Here is a 16,434-nt window from a genome sequence, read left to right on the forward strand (position 1 = left end):
GTCAGGCGGTCGCCGCGCGGGCGGCGGGGCGGAGCATGCAGGTGAGGCGGGCGGTGCAGACGCGCTTGCCGGAGGCGTCATCGGTGATCACGACGTCGTAGGTGGCCGACGAGCGGCCCCGGTGGACCGGGGTGGCGGTGCCGGTGACGACGCCGGAGCGCATACCGCGGTGGTGCGTCGCGTTGAGGTCGACGCCGACCGCGAGCTTGCCGGGGCCGCCGTGCAGCATCGCGCCGACCGAGCCGAGGGTCTCGGCGAGCACGGCCGAGGCGCCGCCGTGCAGCAGGCCGTACGGCTGGGTGTTGCCCTCGACAGGCATCGTGCCGACCACCTTCTCGGGGGACGCCTCCAGGATCCGGATGCCCATCCGTTCACCGAGGTGCCCGGCGGAGAAGAGCGCCTGGAGGTCGATGCCGAGCCCGGCGTACTGCTCCAGGATCTCCTGCGGGAAGTGGGTGGTGGTCTGCTCGCCCATACGGTCGGCTCCGATCGGCCTCGGTCGCTGCGGTGTCCGGTGTACCGGACAGCTTTCTACCGGCTTTCTACCCCACCGGCCGGGTCGGCGGCGCGTGCGGGGTCCGGCTGTTCGAGCCGGATGACGACGGACTTCGAGGCGGGTGTGTTGCTGGTGTCGGCGGTGTGGTCGAGCGGTATGAGGACGTTCGTCTCGGGGTAGTAGGCCGCGGCGCAGCCACGCGGGGTCGGGTAGTGCACGACCCGGAAGCCGTCGGCGCGGCGTTCGCTGCCGTCGGTCCACTCGCTGACCAGGTCGGCGTGGTCGCCGTCGCGCAGCCCGGCCGCCGCCGCGTCGTCGGGGTGCACCAGGACGACGCGGCGGCCGCCCTTGATGCCGCGGTAGCGGTCGTCGAGGCCGTAGATGGTGGTGTTGTACTGGTCGTGCGACCGCAGCGTCTGGAGCAGCAGCCGGCCTTCCGGCACGCGGGGGTATTCGACCGGCGCGGCGGTGAAGTTGGCCTTGCCCGTGGCGGTGGGGAAGGTGCGCGAGTCGCGCGGGGCGTGCGGCAGGGTGAAGCCGCCCGGGTGGCGCACCTTGGTGTTGAAGCCGTCGAAGCCGGGCACGACGCGCGAGATCCGGTCCCTGATCAGGTCGTAGTCCGTCTCGAAGTCCGCCCACGGCACACCGCTGTCGCCGCCGAAGACCGCCCGGGCCAGCCGGGAGACGATGGCCGGCTCGGACAGCAGGTGCGGGGAGGCGGGCGGCAGGCCGCCGTGGGAGGCGTGCACCATGCCCATCGAGTCCTCGACGGTGACGAACTGCTCACCGCCGGCCTGCCGGTCCTTCTCGGTCCTGCCGAGGGTCGGCAGGATCAGCGCGCGGGCGCCGGTGACCACGTGCGAGCGGTTCAGCTTGGTGGACACGTGGACGGTGAGCCCGGCCCGGCGCATGGCGGCCTCGGTGACCGCGGTGTCGGGGGAGGCGGCCACGAAGTTGCCGCCCATGGCGAAGAAGACCTTGGCGTCGCCGTCGCGCAGGGCGCGGATCGCCCGGACGACGTCGAGGCCGTGCTCGCGGGGCGGTTCGAAGCCGAATTCCTTGCGCAGGGCGTCGAGGAAGGCCGCGCCCGGCCGTTCGAAGATGCCCATGGTGCGGTCGCCCTGCACGTTGCTGTGGCCGCGCACCGGGCACACCCCGGCGCCGGGGCGGCCGACGTTGCCGCGCAGCAGCAGGAAGTTGACGACCTCGCGGATGGTGGGCACGGCGTGCTTGTGCTGGGTGAGGCCCATCGCCCAGCACACGACGATGCTTTTCGCGTCGAGTACGAGGGCGAGCAGCCTGTCGATGTCGGCCCGGTCGAGCCCGGTGGCGCGCAGCACCTCGTCCCAGTCGGTGGCCAGGGCCGCGGCCTCGTAGTCGCCGAAGCCGTGGGTGTGCTCGGCGATGAAGTCCCGGTCCAGGGCGCCGGCCTCGATGATCAGCCGGCCGAGCGCGCGGAAGAGCGCCTGGTCGCCGCCGAGCCTGACCGGCAGGAACAGGTCGGTCAGTACGGTGCCGCCGCCGGCGAGCCCCGCGGCGTTCTGCGGGTTGCGGAAGCGTTCGGTGCCTGCTTCCCGCAGCGGGTTGACGGTGACGATCGTGGCGCCGCCGCGCTTGGCCTTCTCCAGCGCGGAGAGCATCCGCGGGTGGTTGGTGCCCGGGTTCTGGCCGGCGACGATGATCAGTTCGGCGCGGTGGAGGTCGTCGAGCAGCACGCTGCCCTTGCCGACGCCGAGTGTCTCGGTCAGGGCGGATCCCGAGGACTCGTGGCACATGTTGGAGCAGTCGGGCAGGTTGTTGGTGCCGAACTCCCGGGCGAACAGCTGGAAGAGGAAGGCGGCCTCGTTGCTGGTGCGGCCCGAGGTGTAGAAGACGGCCTCGTCGGGGGAGTCCAGCGCGTGCAGTTCGTCGGCGATCAGCTCGAAGGCGCGCTCCCAGGGCACCGCCTCGTAGCGTTCGGCGCCCTCGGCGAGATACATCGGCTGGGTGATCCTGCCCTGCTGCCCGAGCCAGTAGCCGCTGCGGTGTGCGAGGTCGGCGACGGGGTGCTCGGCGAAGAAGTCCGGGGTGACCCGGCGCAGTGTCGCCTCCTCGGCGACGGCCTTGGCGCCGTTCTCGCAGAATTCGAAGGTGTGGCGGTGCTCCGGCTCGGGCCACGCGCACCCGGGGCAGTCGAAACCGCTCTTCTGGTTGACCTTGAGCAGCGTCAGCGCCGCCCGTCTGGCCCCCATCTGCGCGCCGGCGATCTTCATGGTGTGCCCGATCGCGGGCAGCCCGGCGGCAGCCTGCTTCGGCGCGGTGACTCGCGGTGCGTCCTGTACGGGGTCCCCTACGGGCGGCTTCTTGGCCATCCCCCGATACTCCCACCGTTTTGCGCCTCGGGTGTGCCTGTGCTGCCCGGCACCTCGGCACCTCGGCGCCCGGAGGCGAGGCGGCGGCAGAAAGAATGTCGGTGGTGCGTGGGAGGATCCGTACGTGGCAAAGAACGCATCGAAGACGACGACCGACCGCCCCCGCCTGATGCTGCTGGACGGGCACTCGCTGGCGTACCGGGCGTTCTACGCGCTGCCCGTGGAGAATTTCAGCACCGCCACGGGCCAGCCGACGAACGCGATCTACGGCTTCACGTCCATGCTGTCGAACACGTTGCGTGACGAGCAGCCGACGCATCTGGCGGTCGCTTTCGACGTCTCGCGCAAGACGTGGCGGTTCGACGAGTATCCGGAGTACAAGGCGACGCGGTCCAAGACGCCCGACGAGTTCCGCAGTCAGGTGGAGCTGATCGGCGAGCTGCTGGACGCGATGGGGGTGAACCGCTTCGCGGTCGACGGGTACGAGGCGGACGACATCATCGCCACGCTGGCCACCCAGGCCGAGGCGCTGGGGTACGACGTGCTGATCGTCAGCGGCGACCGGGATTCGTTCCAGCTGGTCAGCGACCACGTCACGGTGCTGTATCCGACGAAGGGCGTCTCGGAGCTGACCCGCTACACCCCGGCGAAGGTCGAGGAGAAGTACGGGCTGACCCCGCGGCAGTATCCGGACTTCGCGGCGCTGCGCGGCGACCCGTCGGACAATCTGCCCGGCATTCCCGGGGTGGGGGAGAAGACGGCGGCCAAGTGGATCACCCAGTTCGGGTCGTTCGCGGAGCTGGTCGAGCGGGCCGGCGAGGTCAAGGGCAAGGTCGGCGAGAATCTGCGGGCCCATCTGGACGCGGTCAAGCTCAACCGGCGGCTGACCGAGCTGGTGCGGGACGTGGATCTGCCGCTGACTCCCGAGGGCCTGGAGCGGGTGCCGTACGAGCGGGAGACGCTGGTCGGCGTCCTGGACGTACTGGAGTTCCGCAACTCCAACTTCCGCGAGCGGCTGTTCGCCGCCGACCCCGGCGCCGAGCAGGACGAGCCGGAGGTCGCCGAGGGTGTCGCCGTCGAGGGGACGGTGCTGGCGGCCGGTGACATGCCGGACTGGCTGGCCGCGCACAGCGCGGTGCCGGTCGGCCTGGCCAGTGTGGACACCTGGGCGCTGGGCGCGGGGAGCGTGACCCAGATCGCCCTGGCGACGGCCGACGACGCGGCCTGGTTCGACCCGGCGCAGCTGGACGAGACCGACGAGCGGGCCTTCGCGGGCTGGCTCGCCGACCCGGAGCGCCCCAAGGTGCTGCACAACGCGAAGAATGTCGCCCGGGTCTTCGCCGAGCACGGCTGGACGGTCGCCGGGGTGTCGATGGACACCGCGCTGGCGGCGTATCTGATCAAGCCGGGGCGCCGCTCCTTCGCGCTCGATGTGCTGTCGGTGGAGTATCTGGGTCGTGAGCTGGCGCCGGTGGACTCCGGCAGCGGGCAGCTGGCGTTCGGCGAGGAGAGCGAGGACGAGGGCGCGGCGGCGGCCGGGGCGCTGATGGTGCAGGCGCGTACGGTGCTGGACCTCGGCGAGGTCTTCGGCGAGCGGCTGCCCGAGGTCGGCGCGGCCGGGCTGCTGCACGATGTGGAGCTGCCGACGTCGGCGCTGCTGGCCCGGATGGAGCGGGCCGGGATCGCCGCGGACCGTGCCCATCTGGAGGGACTTGAGCAGCAGTTCGCCGCCGCGGTGCAGCACGCGGTGGGCGAGGCGCACGCCTCGGTCGGGCACGAGTTCAACCTGGGCTCGCCCAAGCAGCTCCAGGAGGTGCTGTTCGGCGAGCTGGGGCTGCCCAAGACCAAGAAGACCAAGACCGGTTATACGACGGACGCCGACGCGCTGGCGTGGCTGGCCGCGCAGACCGACCACGAGCTGCCGGTGATCATGCTGCGGCACCGGGAGCAGGCCAAGCTGCGGGTCACCGTGGAGGGCCTGGTCAAGACGGTCGCCCCGGACGGGCGGATCCACACCACGTTCAGCCAGATCGTGGCGGCCACCGGGCGGCTGTCGTCCACCGACCCGAATCTGCAGAACGTGCCGGTCCGCACCGACGAGGGCCGGGCGATCCGGCGCGGCTTCGTCGTCGGCGAGGGGTACGACTCGCTGCTGACCGCCGACTACAGCCAGATCGAGCTGCGGGTGATGGCCCACCTGTCGGAGGACGAGGGCCTGATCGCGGCCTTCACCACGGGCGAGGACCTGCACACCACCGTCGGCTCGCAGGTCTTCGGGGTCGGCAGGGACGCGGTCGACGCGGAGATGCGCCGCAAGATCAAGGCGATGTCGTACGGCTTGGCGTACGGGCTGTCAGCGTTCGGCCTGTCCCAGCAGCTCGGTATCGAGGCGGCCGAGGCACGGGCGCTGATGGAGACGTACTTCGAGCGCTTCGGCGGGGTGCGGGACTATCTGCACCGGGTGGTCGAGGAGGCCCGCAGCACCGGTTATACGGAGACGCTGCTCGGCCGCCGCCGCTATCTGCCGGACCTCAACAGCGACAACCGGCAGCGCCGGGAGATGGCGGAGCGGATGGCGCTGAACGCGCCGATCCAGGGTTCGGCCGCGGACATCGTGAAGATCGCGATGCTGCGGGTGGACGAGGCGCTGGCCAAGGAGCAGCTGGCGTCCCGGATGCTGCTCCAGGTGCACGACGAGATCGTGCTCGAAGTGGCCCCCGGCGAGCGGAAGAAGGTCGAGGAGCTGGTGCGCCGCGAGATGGCCGGGGCGTATCCGCTGCGGGCGCCGCTGGACGTGTCGGTGGGCGACGGCGCGGACTGGGAGTCGGCCGCGCACTGACCGCCCGCGATGGCCGGGCCTGACCGCCCGTGATGGCCGGTCCGCCGCGTCGTGGCCGGTCGGGGGCGCACCGGTCGTACCGTACGGGCACCGCACACCGCCTGTACGGCACGACCGGCCGTTACGGGCGGTGTGCGCCGACGGCCCGGCGACCCGCGGATGGCCGGCGGGAGAACGCTGCGCGGTGACAAGCGAACGGCGCCCGTTTGCGCACAATTTGAGCACGTCGATGCGGTGGTCACGTGATGCAAGTTGCCGTAGGGTCGGTCGAGTTGTGGCGCCGGGAACGGCGCGTTCTCGCACCCGGGAGGGACCGCCCTATGGCAGCGCGGCGTTATGGCCGGAGGCTTCGCAGGGGAGCGGCGGGTACGGCGGTCGCCGCCGCGGCGATGGCGGCGCTCAGCGCCTCGCAGGCACCGGGCTTCCTCCCGGTCGCCCACGCGGCCCAGCAGCAGGACGCCGCGGCGCTGACGCCGCCGCCGGGCACCGCGATCGACGGCGGCTCGCCGTACGTCACGGACCTGCCCCCGCTGAACACCCCGACCGGCCCGCCGCTCGTGACGCCGACCGCCACTCCCGGCGGCTCCTCGGTGAGCGTGCCGAGCGGCAGCGCGGGACTGCCGGCCACCGTGCTCGCCGCGTACCAGCGCGCCGAGGCGTCGGTCGCCCAGAGCGACCCGGGCTGCCACCTGCCGTGGCAACTGCTGGCCGCCATCGGGCAGGTGGAGTCGGGGCAGGCACGCGGTGGCGCGGTCGACGCCGACGGCACCACGTACCGTCCGATACTCGGCCCGGTCCTCAACGGCGTCGGCTTCGCGAACATCAGCGACACCGACGGCGGCCGCTACGACGGCGACGCGGTGCACGACCGGGCGGTCGGGCCGATGCAGTTCATCCCCTCGACGTGGGAGCGCTGGGGCGCCGACGGCAACGGCGACGGGACCGACGACCCCGACAACGTCTACGACGCCGCGCTCGCCGCCGCCCACTACCTGTGCGCCGACGGCCGCGACCTGGCCGTACCGCGGCAGATGGACCGGGCGATCCTCGGCTACAACCACTCGCAGGCCTACCTCGACCTGGTCAGGTCCTGGTACGACCACTTCATGCAGGGCGGCGCCGTGTCGGTGCCCGACCGCCCCGGCACTCCCGGCGCCCCGGTGTCGCTGACCGGCACCCCGTCCGCGCCGCCCACCCCGCCCGGCAGCAGCCCCACTCCCACGCAGAGCCGGCCGCCCACGACGCCCGGCACCCCGTCGGGCAGCCCGACGGCGCCGACCACGGGCCCGACGACCGGCGGGCCGACCACCCCGCCGACGACCACCCCGCCGACGACGCCGCCGACCACGGACCCCACCGACCCGCCGACCACCCCGGGTTGCCCGTCGCCGTCCCCGACGCCCACGCCGAGCGACAGCGCCACCCCGACGCCCACGCCGTCCGGCACGCCCACCGGCGACCCGTGCGACACCGGCACCCCGACGCCCACCCCCTCCGACTCCGCGACGCCCGCGCCGACCGCCAGCGCCGCCGCGACCACCGCGGCGGCAGTCAGCCCGGCGCCCTGACCGGACCTACGTCCGCCGGGAGTTGGTGCGCCGGGTCGGTACGGCGGTCGAGGGGTCCTCGGGCCACGGGTGCCGCGGGTAGCGGCCGCGCAGTTCGGCGCGCACCGCCCGGTAGCCGTCCCGCCAGAAGGACGCCAGGTCCGCGGTCACCGCGGCCGGGCGCCCCGCGGGCGACAGCAGATGGACCAGCACGGGCACCCCGGCGACCCGCGGGGTGTCCGCGAGGCCGAACAACTCCTGGAGTTTGACGGCCAGTACGGGCTGCTCGCCGCTGTAGTCGACACGGATCCGCGAGCCGGTCGGCACCTCGATGCGCTCGGGCGCCAGCTCGCCGAACCCCGCCGCCGCGCCGCCCGCCCACGGCAGCAGCCTGGGCAGGGCCGCGCCCGCCTCCATCCGCTCCAGGTCCGCGCGGCGCCGGGCGGCGGCCAGCTCCGGGCCCAGCCACTCGCCGGCGCGGGCCAGCAGCGCGTCCTCCGCGACATCAGGCCAGGGCGCGCCCAGCACCCGGTGGACGAACGCCATCCGCTGCCGCAGCTCCCGGGCGTCCCTGCTCCACCGCAGCAGCCCGGTGCCCTCGGCGGTGAGCCCGTCGAGCAGCGCGGCCCGCACCGCGGCCGGGTCGGGCGAGCGCAGCGGCGCCGCGGCCAACTCCACCGCGCCCAGGCGCTCCACCCGCCTGGCCACCACGTCGCCCTGCGCCCAGCGGACCTCCTCGTAGCGCTCCAGCGCCCAGGCGGCGGCGTCGCGGGCCGTCCGCTCGTCCACCACCGCGGCGAGCCGCACGCGCGCCGCCGCCCGGCCCGCACCGCGGTCGGCCACCGCCACCGCCACCCACTCGGCCCCGCCGAGCCCCGGCCCGACCTCGGCTCCGGTGCCCGACACCATCAGATACCCGCCGTCCGGGCGCCGCCGCGCCAGCCGCTCGGGGAAGGCCAGCGCGACGACGAGCCCCGCGGCGGCGTCGTCGCCCGGCGCGTGGCCGCCCCCGGGAAACCTGCCGCCCGCGGTACGCAGCGCGGCCTCCAGCCGGCGGGCCTCGGTGCGCCAGCGGGCGCCGTAGGCGTCGCCGCCCCGGCGGGCGGTGTGCCAGGCGGCGGCGAGGTCGGGGCCGTAGCCGGCCGGGACCTCCTCGGACAGCAGCGCGGTCACCTCGGCGGCCCGCGCGGCGCCCAGCGCGGGCGCGGCGTCCAGCAGCGCGCGGGCCAGCCTCGGGTGCAGGCCGAGCAACCCCAGCCCGCGCCCGCGCGGGGTGGCGCGGCCCGCCGCGTCGACCGCGCCCAGCGTGCGCAAGGTGGTGCGCGCGGCGGCCAGCGCGCCGGGCGGCGGCGGGTCGAGCAGCGCCAGCCCGGTGGCGTCGGGCTCGCCCCAGCACGCGGCCTGGAGGGCGAAGCCGGTGAGGTCGGCCAGCGCGATCTCCGGCGCGGGCTGCCGGGCCAGCCGGTCGTGCTCGCCCTGCGCCCAGCAGCGGTACACCGTGCCGGGCGCCTCACGTCCGGCGCGCCCGGCCCGCTGCTCGGCCGCGGCCCGCGACACCCTGACAGTGGTCAGCGCCCCCAGGCCCCGGGCGTGGTCCATCCGCGGCTCACGGGCGAGGCCGCTGTCGACCACCGTCCTCACCCCCGGCACGGTCAGGCTGGACTCGGCGACCGACGTGGCCAGCAGGACCCGGCGGCGCTGCCCCGGCGCCAGAGCCGCGTCCTGGACCGCGGCCGGGGCCCGCCCGTGCAGCTGGAGGACGTCGGCACCGAGCCCGGACAGCATGCCGGCCACCCGGGCGATCTCCCCGACGCCGGGCAGGAAGCACAGCACGTCCCCCGCTTCGCCGCCCTCGGCCAGCGCCCCGCGGACGACCGCCGCGACATGGTCGAGCAGCGCCGGGTCCACCCGCATGCCGTGCGGCGGCCGGACCTGCCGCGGTGGCGGCGCCCACCGCACCGCCACCGGGTGCAGCACGCCTGCCGCCTCCACCACGGGCGCGCCGAGCAGCGCGGCCCAGGCCGCCGTGTCGGTCGTCGCGGACGCGGCCACCAGCCGCAGCTCAGGACGCAGCGTGGCGCGTACGTCCAGCAGGAAGGCCATCGCGGTGTCCGCGTCGAGGTGCCGCTCGTGGCACTCGTCGAGCACGACGGTGCCGACGCCGGCCAGCTCCGGGTCGCGCTGGAGCCGTTGCAGCAGCACACCGGTGGTCACCACCTCCACGGTGGTGGCCGCTGACACCCGCCGCTCGCCGCGCACGGTGAAGCCGACCGTCGCGCCGACCTGCTCGCCCAGCAGCCAGGCCATCCGGCGGGCGGCGGCCCTGGCCGCCATCCGGCGCGGCTCGGCGACGACGACCCGCCCGGGGGGACCCCCGTCCGCGCCGGGCAGCAGCAGCGGCACCAGCGTGGTCTTGCCGGTGCCGGGCGGCGCGGCCAGCACCGCGCACCCGTGGCCGGCGAGCGCGTCGAGCAGCGCGGGTACGACGGCGGCGACCGGCAGGGCGCGCCCCTCGGCCCGGATCGCCGGGCCGCCCGAGCCCGTACCGTCCGGCCCCGGGCCGCCCGCGCCCGCTGTTGGGCCGGTCACCGCGCCGCCCGGGCACCAGCGGCGGGGCAGCGGGCTCCGCCGCGTACCGTCATTCCGCCACGCACACGAAGACCGCGGTGCCCGGCAGCAGCCGGCCGCGCAGCGGGGACCAGCCGCCCCACTCCTGCTCGTTCCAGGCCGGCCACTCCGGTTCGACCAGGTCGACCAGCCGCAGCCCGGCCGCGGCGATCTCGCGCACCCGGTCGCCGAGCGTGCGGTGGTGCTCGACGTAGACCGCCAGGCCGCGGTCGTCCTGCTCGACGTAGGGCGTCCGGTCGAAGTACGACGACCCGGCGGTCAGCCCCTCGGGCCCCGGCTCGTCGGGGAAGGCCCAGCGCACCGGGTGGGTGACCGAGAAGACCCAGCGCCCGCCGGGCCGCAGCACCCGGCGCACCTCGCGCTGCACCCGGGCGGTGTCGGCGATGAAGGGCAGTGCGCCGTAGGCCGAGCAGGCCAGGTCGAAGGAGCCGTCGGCGAAGGGCAGGAAGGCGGCGTCGGCCTGCACCAGCGGCAGCGGCGCGGACCCCTCGGCCTCCTGGTCGATCCGCCGCGCGTGCTGCAACTGCCGCCGCGACAGGTCGAGCGCCACCGGCAGCGCGCCCTGCGCGGCCAGCCAGCGCGAGCACTGGGCGGCGCCCGCGCCGATCTCCAGCACCGCGCGGCCCTTGAGACCGGCCGCGGGGCCGAGCAGCGCGGCCTCCGCCTCGTCCAGTCCTTCGGGGCACCAGACGAACCGGTCGTCGCCGAGGAAGTCGCCGTGCTCGATCTGGTAGTCGTCGGCGTTGCGGTCCCACCAGCCACGGCTGGCCCGGCTGCTCTCCGTGACGCCGGCGCTGCGCCGGGTGGCTTCGGGTTCGGGTCCTTGGATCATCGCGGCAGTCGTCGTACTCTCTGGAAAGACCTGCGGTCGGTGGACATGCGCCGGTTTGGTTCGTTACGCGTCCGGTGCGCTCTTCGTGCATTGACCCTGCACGGCTGCCCCCGTATGCTACAAGTTGCGCTGCGAGCCTGCGCGCCTCAGACCGAGCAGGCCACGCTCGACTTTGCCGCACGATCCCCTCGGCCTCACCGCCGGCGGTATCGGGGCAGGATTGAAAAAGGCTCCCGGCGTAGCAGTACCTACGACTTACTGTCCGTACCGGAGTCCTTTCCCTAATGACGAGCAGCACCGAGGCCCCTCGTACCACCCCGCAGGTGGCGGTCAACGACATCGGCAACGAGGAAGCCTTCCTCGCCGCGATCGACGAGACGATCAAGTACTTCAACGACGGCGACATCGTCGACGGCGTCATCGTGAAGGTCGACCGGGACGAGGTCCTGCTCGACATCGGTTACAAGACCGAAGGTGTCATTCCCTCCCGCGAGCTGTCCATCAAGCACGACGTCGACCCCAACGAGGTCGTCGCCGTGGGCGATGAGATCGAGGCCCTGGTTCTCCAGAAGGAGGACAAGGAAGGCCGCCTGATCCTCTCGAAGAAGCGTGCGCAGTACGAGCGCGCGTGGGGCACCATCGAGAAGATCAAGGAAGAGGACGGCATCGTCACCGGTACCGTCATCGAGGTCGTCAAGGGCGGTCTCATCCTGGACATCGGCCTGCGCGGCTTCCTGCCCGCCTCGCTGGTCGAGATGCGCCGGGTGCGCGACCTCCAGCCCTACGTGGGCAAGGAGCTCGAAGCCAAGATCATCGAGCTGGACAAGAACCGCAACAACGTGGTGCTGTCCCGCCGTGCCTGGCTGGAGCAGACCCAGAGCGAGGTCCGCCAGACCTTCCTCACCACCCTGCAGAAGGGCCAGGTGCGCTCCGGCGTCGTCTCCTCCATCGTCAACTTCGGTGCGTTCGTGGACCTCGGCGGTGTCGACGGTCTGGTGCACGTCTCGGAGCTGTCCTGGAAGCACATCGACCACCCCTCCGAGGTCGTCGAGGTCGGCCAGGAGGTCACGGTCGAGGTCCTGGACGTCGACATGGACCGCGAGCGCGTCTCCCTGTCGCTGAAGGCGACCCAGGAAGACCCGTGGCAGCAGTTCGCCCGGACGCACCAGATCGGGCAGGTCGTGCCCGGCAAGGTCACCAAGCTCGTCCCGTTCGGCGCGTTCGTCCGCGTCGACGAGGGCATCGAGGGCCTGGTCCACATCTCCGAGCTGGCCGAGCGCCACGTGGAGATCCCGGAGCAGGTCGTCCAGGTCAACGACGAGATCTTCGTCAAGGTCATCGACATCGACCTGGAGCGTCGCCGGATCTCGCTGTCCCTCAAGCAGGCCAACGAGTCCTTCGGCTCCGACCCGGCCTCGGTCGAGTTCGACCCGACGCTCTACGGCATGGCGGCGTCGTACGACGACCAGGGGAACTACATCTACCCCGAGGGCTTCGACCCCGAGACGAACGACTGGCTCGAGGGATACGACAAGCAGCGCGAGGAGTGGGAGGGCCAGTACGCCACGGCCCAGACCCGCTTCGAGCAGCACCAGGCGCAGGTCATCAAGTCCCGCGAGGCCGACGAGCAGGCGGCGGCCGAGGCCGGCAGCGCGGCTCCGGCGTCCGGCGGCGCGGGCACCGGCGGCGGTTCGTACTCCTCGGAGTCCGACGACACCTCCGGCGCCCTGGCTTCCGACGAGGCCCTGGCGGCCCTGCGCGAGAAGCTGGCCGGCGGCCAGAGCTGACCGGTAGCCACCAGCTGTCGCGGCCCCGCCCCCCTTTCCAGGGGGGGCGGGGCCGCACTGCGTCCTGGGCCGTGCGGGGGAATGGCGGGCCGGGGTTGTTCGTTGTGGTGACAGAGAATGAGGAGGGCGATCATCGTGCTGGATCCGCAAGGGCTGTATGAGTACGTGCCGGGCGGGGCCGAGGCCGTGGACGAAGCGGTCGGGGACGCGGGGCCCGTGCTGCTGTACCACTTCGAGGGGTTCATGGACGCCGGCGAGACCGGTGAGCAGATCAGCCAGCAGCTGCTGGACCGGCTCGACAACCAGCTCATCGCGCGTTTCGACGCCGACCGGCTGGTCGACTACCGGGCCCGCCGGCCGCTGATGACCTTCGAGCGCGACCACTGGACGTCCTACGAAGCGCCGGAGATCGACCTCTATCTGGTGCGCGACACCACCGGCACCCCGTTCCTGCTGCTCACCGGCTCGGAGCCGGATGTGGAGTGGGAGCGTTTCGCCACCGCGGTGCTCCAGGTCGTCGAGCGCCTCGGCGTCCGGCTCGCCATCAACTTCCACGGCATCCCGATGGGCGTGCCGCACACCCGCCCGGTCGGCCTGACCCCGCACGGCAACCGGGTCGACCTGATGCCCGGTCACCGCGCCTGGTTCGACGAGGCCCAGGTGCCCGGCAGCGCCGCCGCGCTGGTCGAACTGCGGATGGCCGAGGCGGGCCGCGATGTACTCGGGGTCGCCGCGCATGTGCCGCACTATCTGGCGCGCTCCCCGTATCCGGACGCGGCCCTCGCCGTGCTGGAGGCGATCACCGCCGCCACCGGCCTTGTGCTGCCCGAGATCGCCCACGCCCTGCGCAATGAGGCGCACACCGTACGGGTCGAGATCGACCGGCAGGTCGCCGAGGGCGACGGCGAACTGGTGTCCGTGGTGCGCGGCCTGGAGAGCCAGTACGACGCGGTCGCCGGGTCGCAGTCCCGCGAGAGCCTGATCGCCGAGCCCGTCGACCTGCCCACGGCCGACGACCTCGCGGCCGAGTTCGAGCGTTTCCTGGCCGACCGGGAGGACGACGGCGGTCGCTGAGTAGGCTGGCCGCCATGCTGACAGTGGGTCTGACCGGCGGCATCGGAGCCGGCAAGAGCGAGGTGGGGCGGCTGCTCGCGTCCTACGGGGCGGTCCTGGTCGACTCCGACCGGATCGCCCGCGAGGTGGTCGAGCCCGGTACCGAAGGGCTGGCCGCGGTGGTCGCCGAGTTCGGCACCGGTGTGCTGGCCCCGGACGGGTCGCTGGACCGGCCGAAGCTCGGCGCGGTCGTCTTCGCCGACGAGGACCGGCGCAAGGCGCTCAACGCGATCCTGCACCCGCTGATCGCGGCCCGCTCCGACGAACTGCGACGGGCCGCGGGCCCCGGGGACATCGTGCTCCAGGATGTGCCGCTGCTCACCGAGAACGGGCTGGCCCCGCTCTTCGACCTGGTCGTCGTGGTGGACGCCGACCCCGCCACCCAGCTCGACCGGCTGGTACGGCTGCGCGGCATGGCCGAGGACGAGGCCCGCTCCCGGATGGCCGCCCAGGCGAGCCGCGCCGAACGCCTCGCGGTCGCCGACCTGGTGATCGACAACGACGGCCCGCTCGACGCGCTGGAGCCGCAGGTCCGCGCGGTGTGGGCCGAGCTGCGCGAGCGGCTGCGGGCGGCGCGGGACGGGGCGTAGCCGGGCGGTTGCGAGGGAATGCGATTGCCGGGCGGTGTGTTGGGTATGTCTGAGCGGACGATCATTCGTCCCCGTGCCCGATGTCAGGGAGGCGGAGTTGCCCGAGCGCACCCCAGAGACCGATGTGATCGACTTCCGCGCCGCTGAGCACCTGCTCGCCGCGCGCGACCCGCGCGGCGCGGTCAAGCTGCTCGACCCGGTCATCGCCGCCCACCCGGAGAACACCGCGGCCCGGCTGCTGCGTGCCCGCGCCTTCTTCCTCGCCGCGCAACTGCGGCCCGCGGAGCTGGAGTTCCAGATCGTGCTGGAGCGCGAGCCGGACAACGCGTTCGCCCACTTCGCGCTCGGCCGCACCCTGGAGCGGGCCAGCCGGGCCGACGAGGCGAAACGGCACTTCCGGCTGGCCGCCGCCCTCGACCCGCGCCCCGACTATCTCGCGGCGGCCCGCTTCGAGTCCTAGGACAGGCCCGGGGACGGTGCCGCTGTCGGCGCCGACGGCTCGTCAAAGGTCCTGTCAAGAAAGCGCCCCTCGCGGATGCGTCCGCCGGGCGCTGCCGTTATCTTCACACCCTTGGCCGAGCGGAGCGGGGGGACATGGAAGTCGTCGTGGTAGTGCTGGTCGTCGCAGCGGTGGTCGGCCTGATATCGATGCTGAGCGGCCTGCGGGTCGTCAAGCAGTACGAGCGCGGCGTCGTCTACCGCTTCGGCCGGGTCAACGCGCTGCCCAAGGAGCCGGGGCCGCGCCTGCTGGTGCCCTTCATGGACCGGATGACCAAGGTCAACATGCAGGTCGTCACCATGCCGGTGCCCTCGCAGGAGGGCATCACCCGCGACAATGTGTCGGTCCGGGTGGACGCGGTGCTCTACTTCCGGGTCGTGGACCCGATCCGGGCGACCGTGGACGTGCAGAACTACCAGTTCGCGATGCTCCAAGTGGCGCAGACCTCGCTGCGCTCCATCATCGGCAAGAGCGACCTGGACGACCTGCTGTCCGGGCGGGAGAAGCTGCACGAGGGCCTGGAGCTGATGCTGTCCACGCCTGCCACCGGCTGGGGTGTGCACATCGACCGGGTCGAGATCAAGGACGTGGCGCTGCCCGAGTCCATGAAGCGCTCCATGGCGCGCCAGGCGGAGGCGGACCGCGAGCGGCGGGCCAGGATCATCACCGCCGACGGTGAGCTCCAGGCCTCGCACAAGCTCTCCGAGGCGGCCAGGACCATGGACGCCAACCCGGCGGCGCTCCAGCTGCGCATGCTCCAGACGGTGGTGGAGGTCGCCGCCGAGAAGAACTCGACGCTGGTGCTGCCCTTCCCCGTCGAGCTGCTGCGCTTCTTCGACCGCGCCGCGCAGGGCTCGGGCGCCGCGGCGCCGGGCGCGCCCGAGGCGCCCCCGGCCGGGCAGCAGCCGGCCGCCGCGCCGCAGGTGGCGGCGGCGGACGAGCCGGCCGAGGTCGAGCAGGCCGGCCGCACCGAGCTGCCGGGGTCGGCGTCCCCGCTGCAGATCCCCGACCCGAGGACGTCCGAGGAGTAGCCCGCGCGGCTGCGGCGCCACGCGGTCGTGACCCCGCCGCCGCGGCCCGCGGTCGTACGCCCGCCGCCGGGCCACCCGGCCGTACGCCCGCCACTGCCGGTGTGCACCCGGCGCTCGTACGGGCTCGGGGCCGGCCGGCGGTGGTGTGGCGGTCAGAACAGTGGCGCCGGGAGCACTCCTTCGAGCGCGAGCAGCGTCCGCTTGATCTCCAGGCCGCCGCCGAAGCCGCCTATGCCGCCGCCGCTCTCGACCACCCGGTGGCACGGCACCACCACGGGCAGCGGATTGGCGCCCATCGCACCGCCCACCGCGCGGGCCGCGTCCGGCTCGCCGACCCGGTCGGCCAGGTCCTGATAGCCGACCACCGTGCCGTACGGCACCCCCTCGGCCAGCTCCCGCAGCACCCGCCGCTGGAAACCGGTGATCAGCGACCAGTCCAGCGGCAGGTCGAAGTCCTTCAGCGTGCCCGCGAAGTAACCGTCCAGCTGGGCGGTCACCGGCGCCAGCCGCGCGGCGTCCTCCACCGGCGCGCAGCCCAGCCGGCGTCCCACCGCCGCCACCGCCCGCGCGGCGGTCTCCTCGCCGGCCCTGAAGACGACGAGGACCAGGCCCTCCTCGGTGGCCGCCACCAGCAGCGGTCCGATGGGCGCGTCGTACACGGTCCAGGCAGCGCTCGTCATGCCCGCCAGCGTAGGGGGAGGGTCCGACAACGCCGCACGGG

At 73.5% G+C, this 16,434-nt stretch carries 12 protein-coding genes; 7 read left to right on the top strand and 5 right to left on the bottom strand.

Going from position 1 to position 16,434, the window contains the following annotated elements; translation table 11 throughout:
- Window position 1 precedes the first annotated feature (1 nt).
- Both OHA86_RS28910 and OHA86_RS28915 read right to left on the bottom strand, forming a co-directional pair.
- Entirely contained in the window at window positions 2-475 is a 474-nt protein-coding gene (locus OHA86_RS28910; RefSeq protein ID WP_329179887.1) for a PaaI family thioesterase, read from the bottom strand.
- Window positions 476-531: 56 nt separating this feature from the next.
- On the bottom strand, window positions 532-2,847 hold the full coding sequence (locus OHA86_RS28915; protein ID WP_329179889.1) for an FdhF/YdeP family oxidoreductase: 2,316 nt from the start codon (window positions 2,845-2,847) through the stop codon (window positions 532-534).
- Between the two features lie 124 nt (window positions 2,848-2,971).
- On the opposite strand from OHA86_RS28915, the gene polA reads away from it, so the two are divergent.
- Both polA and OHA86_RS28925 read left to right on the top strand, forming a co-directional pair.
- The gene (polA, locus tag OHA86_RS28920) at window positions 2,972-5,686 is read left to right on the top strand and encodes a DNA polymerase I (RefSeq protein ID WP_329179891.1); all 2,715 of its coding nucleotides are present in this window, start codon (window positions 2,972-2,974) and stop codon (window positions 5,684-5,686) included.
- Between the two features lie 320 nt (window positions 5,687-6,006).
- Window positions 6,007-7,254: a lytic transglycosylase domain-containing protein gene (locus tag OHA86_RS28925; protein ID WP_329179893.1), complete on the top strand. Its 1,248-nt coding sequence runs from the start codon at window positions 6,007-6,009 to the stop codon at window positions 7,252-7,254.
- A gap of 6 nt (window positions 7,255-7,260) precedes the next feature.
- Here OHA86_RS28925 and hrpB read toward each other — a convergent pair whose 3' ends face one another.
- Both hrpB and OHA86_RS28935 read right to left on the bottom strand, forming a co-directional pair.
- The gene (gene hrpB / locus OHA86_RS28930) at window positions 7,261-9,756 is read right to left on the bottom strand and encodes an ATP-dependent helicase HrpB (protein ID WP_329182597.1); all 2,496 of its coding nucleotides are present in this window, start codon (window positions 9,754-9,756) and stop codon (window positions 7,261-7,263) included.
- A 115-nt stretch (window positions 9,757-9,871) separates the two neighbouring features.
- Window positions 9,872-10,693 (bottom strand): class I SAM-dependent methyltransferase, encoded by an 822-nt coding sequence (locus OHA86_RS28935; protein WP_329179895.1) that lies wholly within the window; start codon window positions 10,691-10,693, stop codon window positions 9,872-9,874.
- A gap of 284 nt (window positions 10,694-10,977) precedes the next feature.
- On the opposite strand from OHA86_RS28935, the gene rpsA reads away from it, so the two are divergent.
- From rpsA to OHA86_RS28960, 5 genes are all read left to right on the top strand, one after another.
- Window positions 10,978-12,480: a 30S ribosomal protein S1 gene (gene rpsA, locus OHA86_RS28940; RefSeq protein ID WP_329179897.1), complete on the top strand. Its 1,503-nt coding sequence runs from the start codon at window positions 10,978-10,980 to the stop codon at window positions 12,478-12,480.
- A 135-nt stretch (window positions 12,481-12,615) separates the two neighbouring features.
- A complete protein-coding gene (locus OHA86_RS28945; RefSeq protein ID WP_329179899.1) occupies window positions 12,616-13,554 on the top strand; it encodes a PAC2 family protein in 939 nt (312 codons plus the stop codon).
- 14 nt (window positions 13,555-13,568) lie between these two features.
- Window positions 13,569-14,183, top strand: coding sequence for a dephospho-CoA kinase (coaE, locus tag OHA86_RS28950; protein WP_329179901.1), 615 nt, complete (start codon window positions 13,569-13,571; stop codon window positions 14,181-14,183).
- Between the two features lie 97 nt (window positions 14,184-14,280).
- Window positions 14,281-14,643, top strand: a complete 363-nt coding sequence (locus tag OHA86_RS28955) for a tetratricopeptide repeat protein (RefSeq protein ID WP_329182598.1) — start codon at window positions 14,281-14,283, stop codon at window positions 14,641-14,643.
- Between the two features lie 134 nt (window positions 14,644-14,777).
- Window positions 14,778-15,713 carry a slipin family protein gene (locus OHA86_RS28960; protein WP_329179903.1) on the top strand — a complete coding sequence of 312 codons (936 nt, stop codon included), beginning with the start codon at window positions 14,778-14,780 and terminating at the stop codon, window positions 15,711-15,713.
- Between the two features lie 152 nt (window positions 15,714-15,865).
- Here the strand turns inward: OHA86_RS28960 and OHA86_RS28965 are convergent, their stop codons facing one another.
- Window positions 15,866-16,393, bottom strand: coding sequence for a methylated-DNA--[protein]-cysteine S-methyltransferase (locus tag OHA86_RS28965; protein WP_329179905.1), 528 nt, complete (start codon window positions 16,391-16,393; stop codon window positions 15,866-15,868).
- Between the last annotated feature and the right edge of the window lie 41 nt (window positions 16,394-16,434).

It is taken from the genome of Streptomyces sp. NBC_01477 (assembly GCF_036227245.1).
GTDB lineage: Bacteria > Actinomycetota > Actinomycetes > Streptomycetales > Streptomycetaceae > Actinacidiphila.

Excerpts from the sequence above, each read along its gene's own strand:
- OHA86_RS28910 (WP_329179887.1), bottom strand. The coding sequence starts at position 475 with ATGGGCGAGCAGACCACCACCCACTTCCCGCAGGAGATCCTGGAGCAG.
- OHA86_RS28915 (WP_329179889.1), bottom strand. The coding sequence starts at position 2,847 with ATGGCCAAGAAGCCGCCCGTAGGGGACCCCGTACAGGACGCACCGCGA.
- OHA86_RS28925 (WP_329179893.1), top strand. The coding sequence starts at position 6,007 with ATGGCAGCGCGGCGTTATGGCCGGAGGCTTCGCAGGGGAGCGGCGGGT.
- OHA86_RS28935 (WP_329179895.1), bottom strand. The coding sequence starts at position 10,693 with ATGATCCAAGGACCCGAACCCGAAGCCACCCGGCGCAGCGCCGGCGTC.
- rpsA (WP_329179897.1), top strand. The coding sequence starts at position 10,978 with ATGACGAGCAGCACCGAGGCCCCTCGTACCACCCCGCAGGTGGCGGTC.
- coaE (WP_329179901.1), top strand. The coding sequence starts at position 13,569 with ATGCTGACAGTGGGTCTGACCGGCGGCATCGGAGCCGGCAAGAGCGAG.
- OHA86_RS28960 (WP_329179903.1), top strand. The coding sequence starts at position 14,778 with ATGGAAGTCGTCGTGGTAGTGCTGGTCGTCGCAGCGGTGGTCGGCCTG.
- OHA86_RS28965 (WP_329179905.1), bottom strand. The coding sequence starts at position 16,393 with ATGACGAGCGCTGCCTGGACCGTGTACGACGCGCCCATCGGACCGCTG.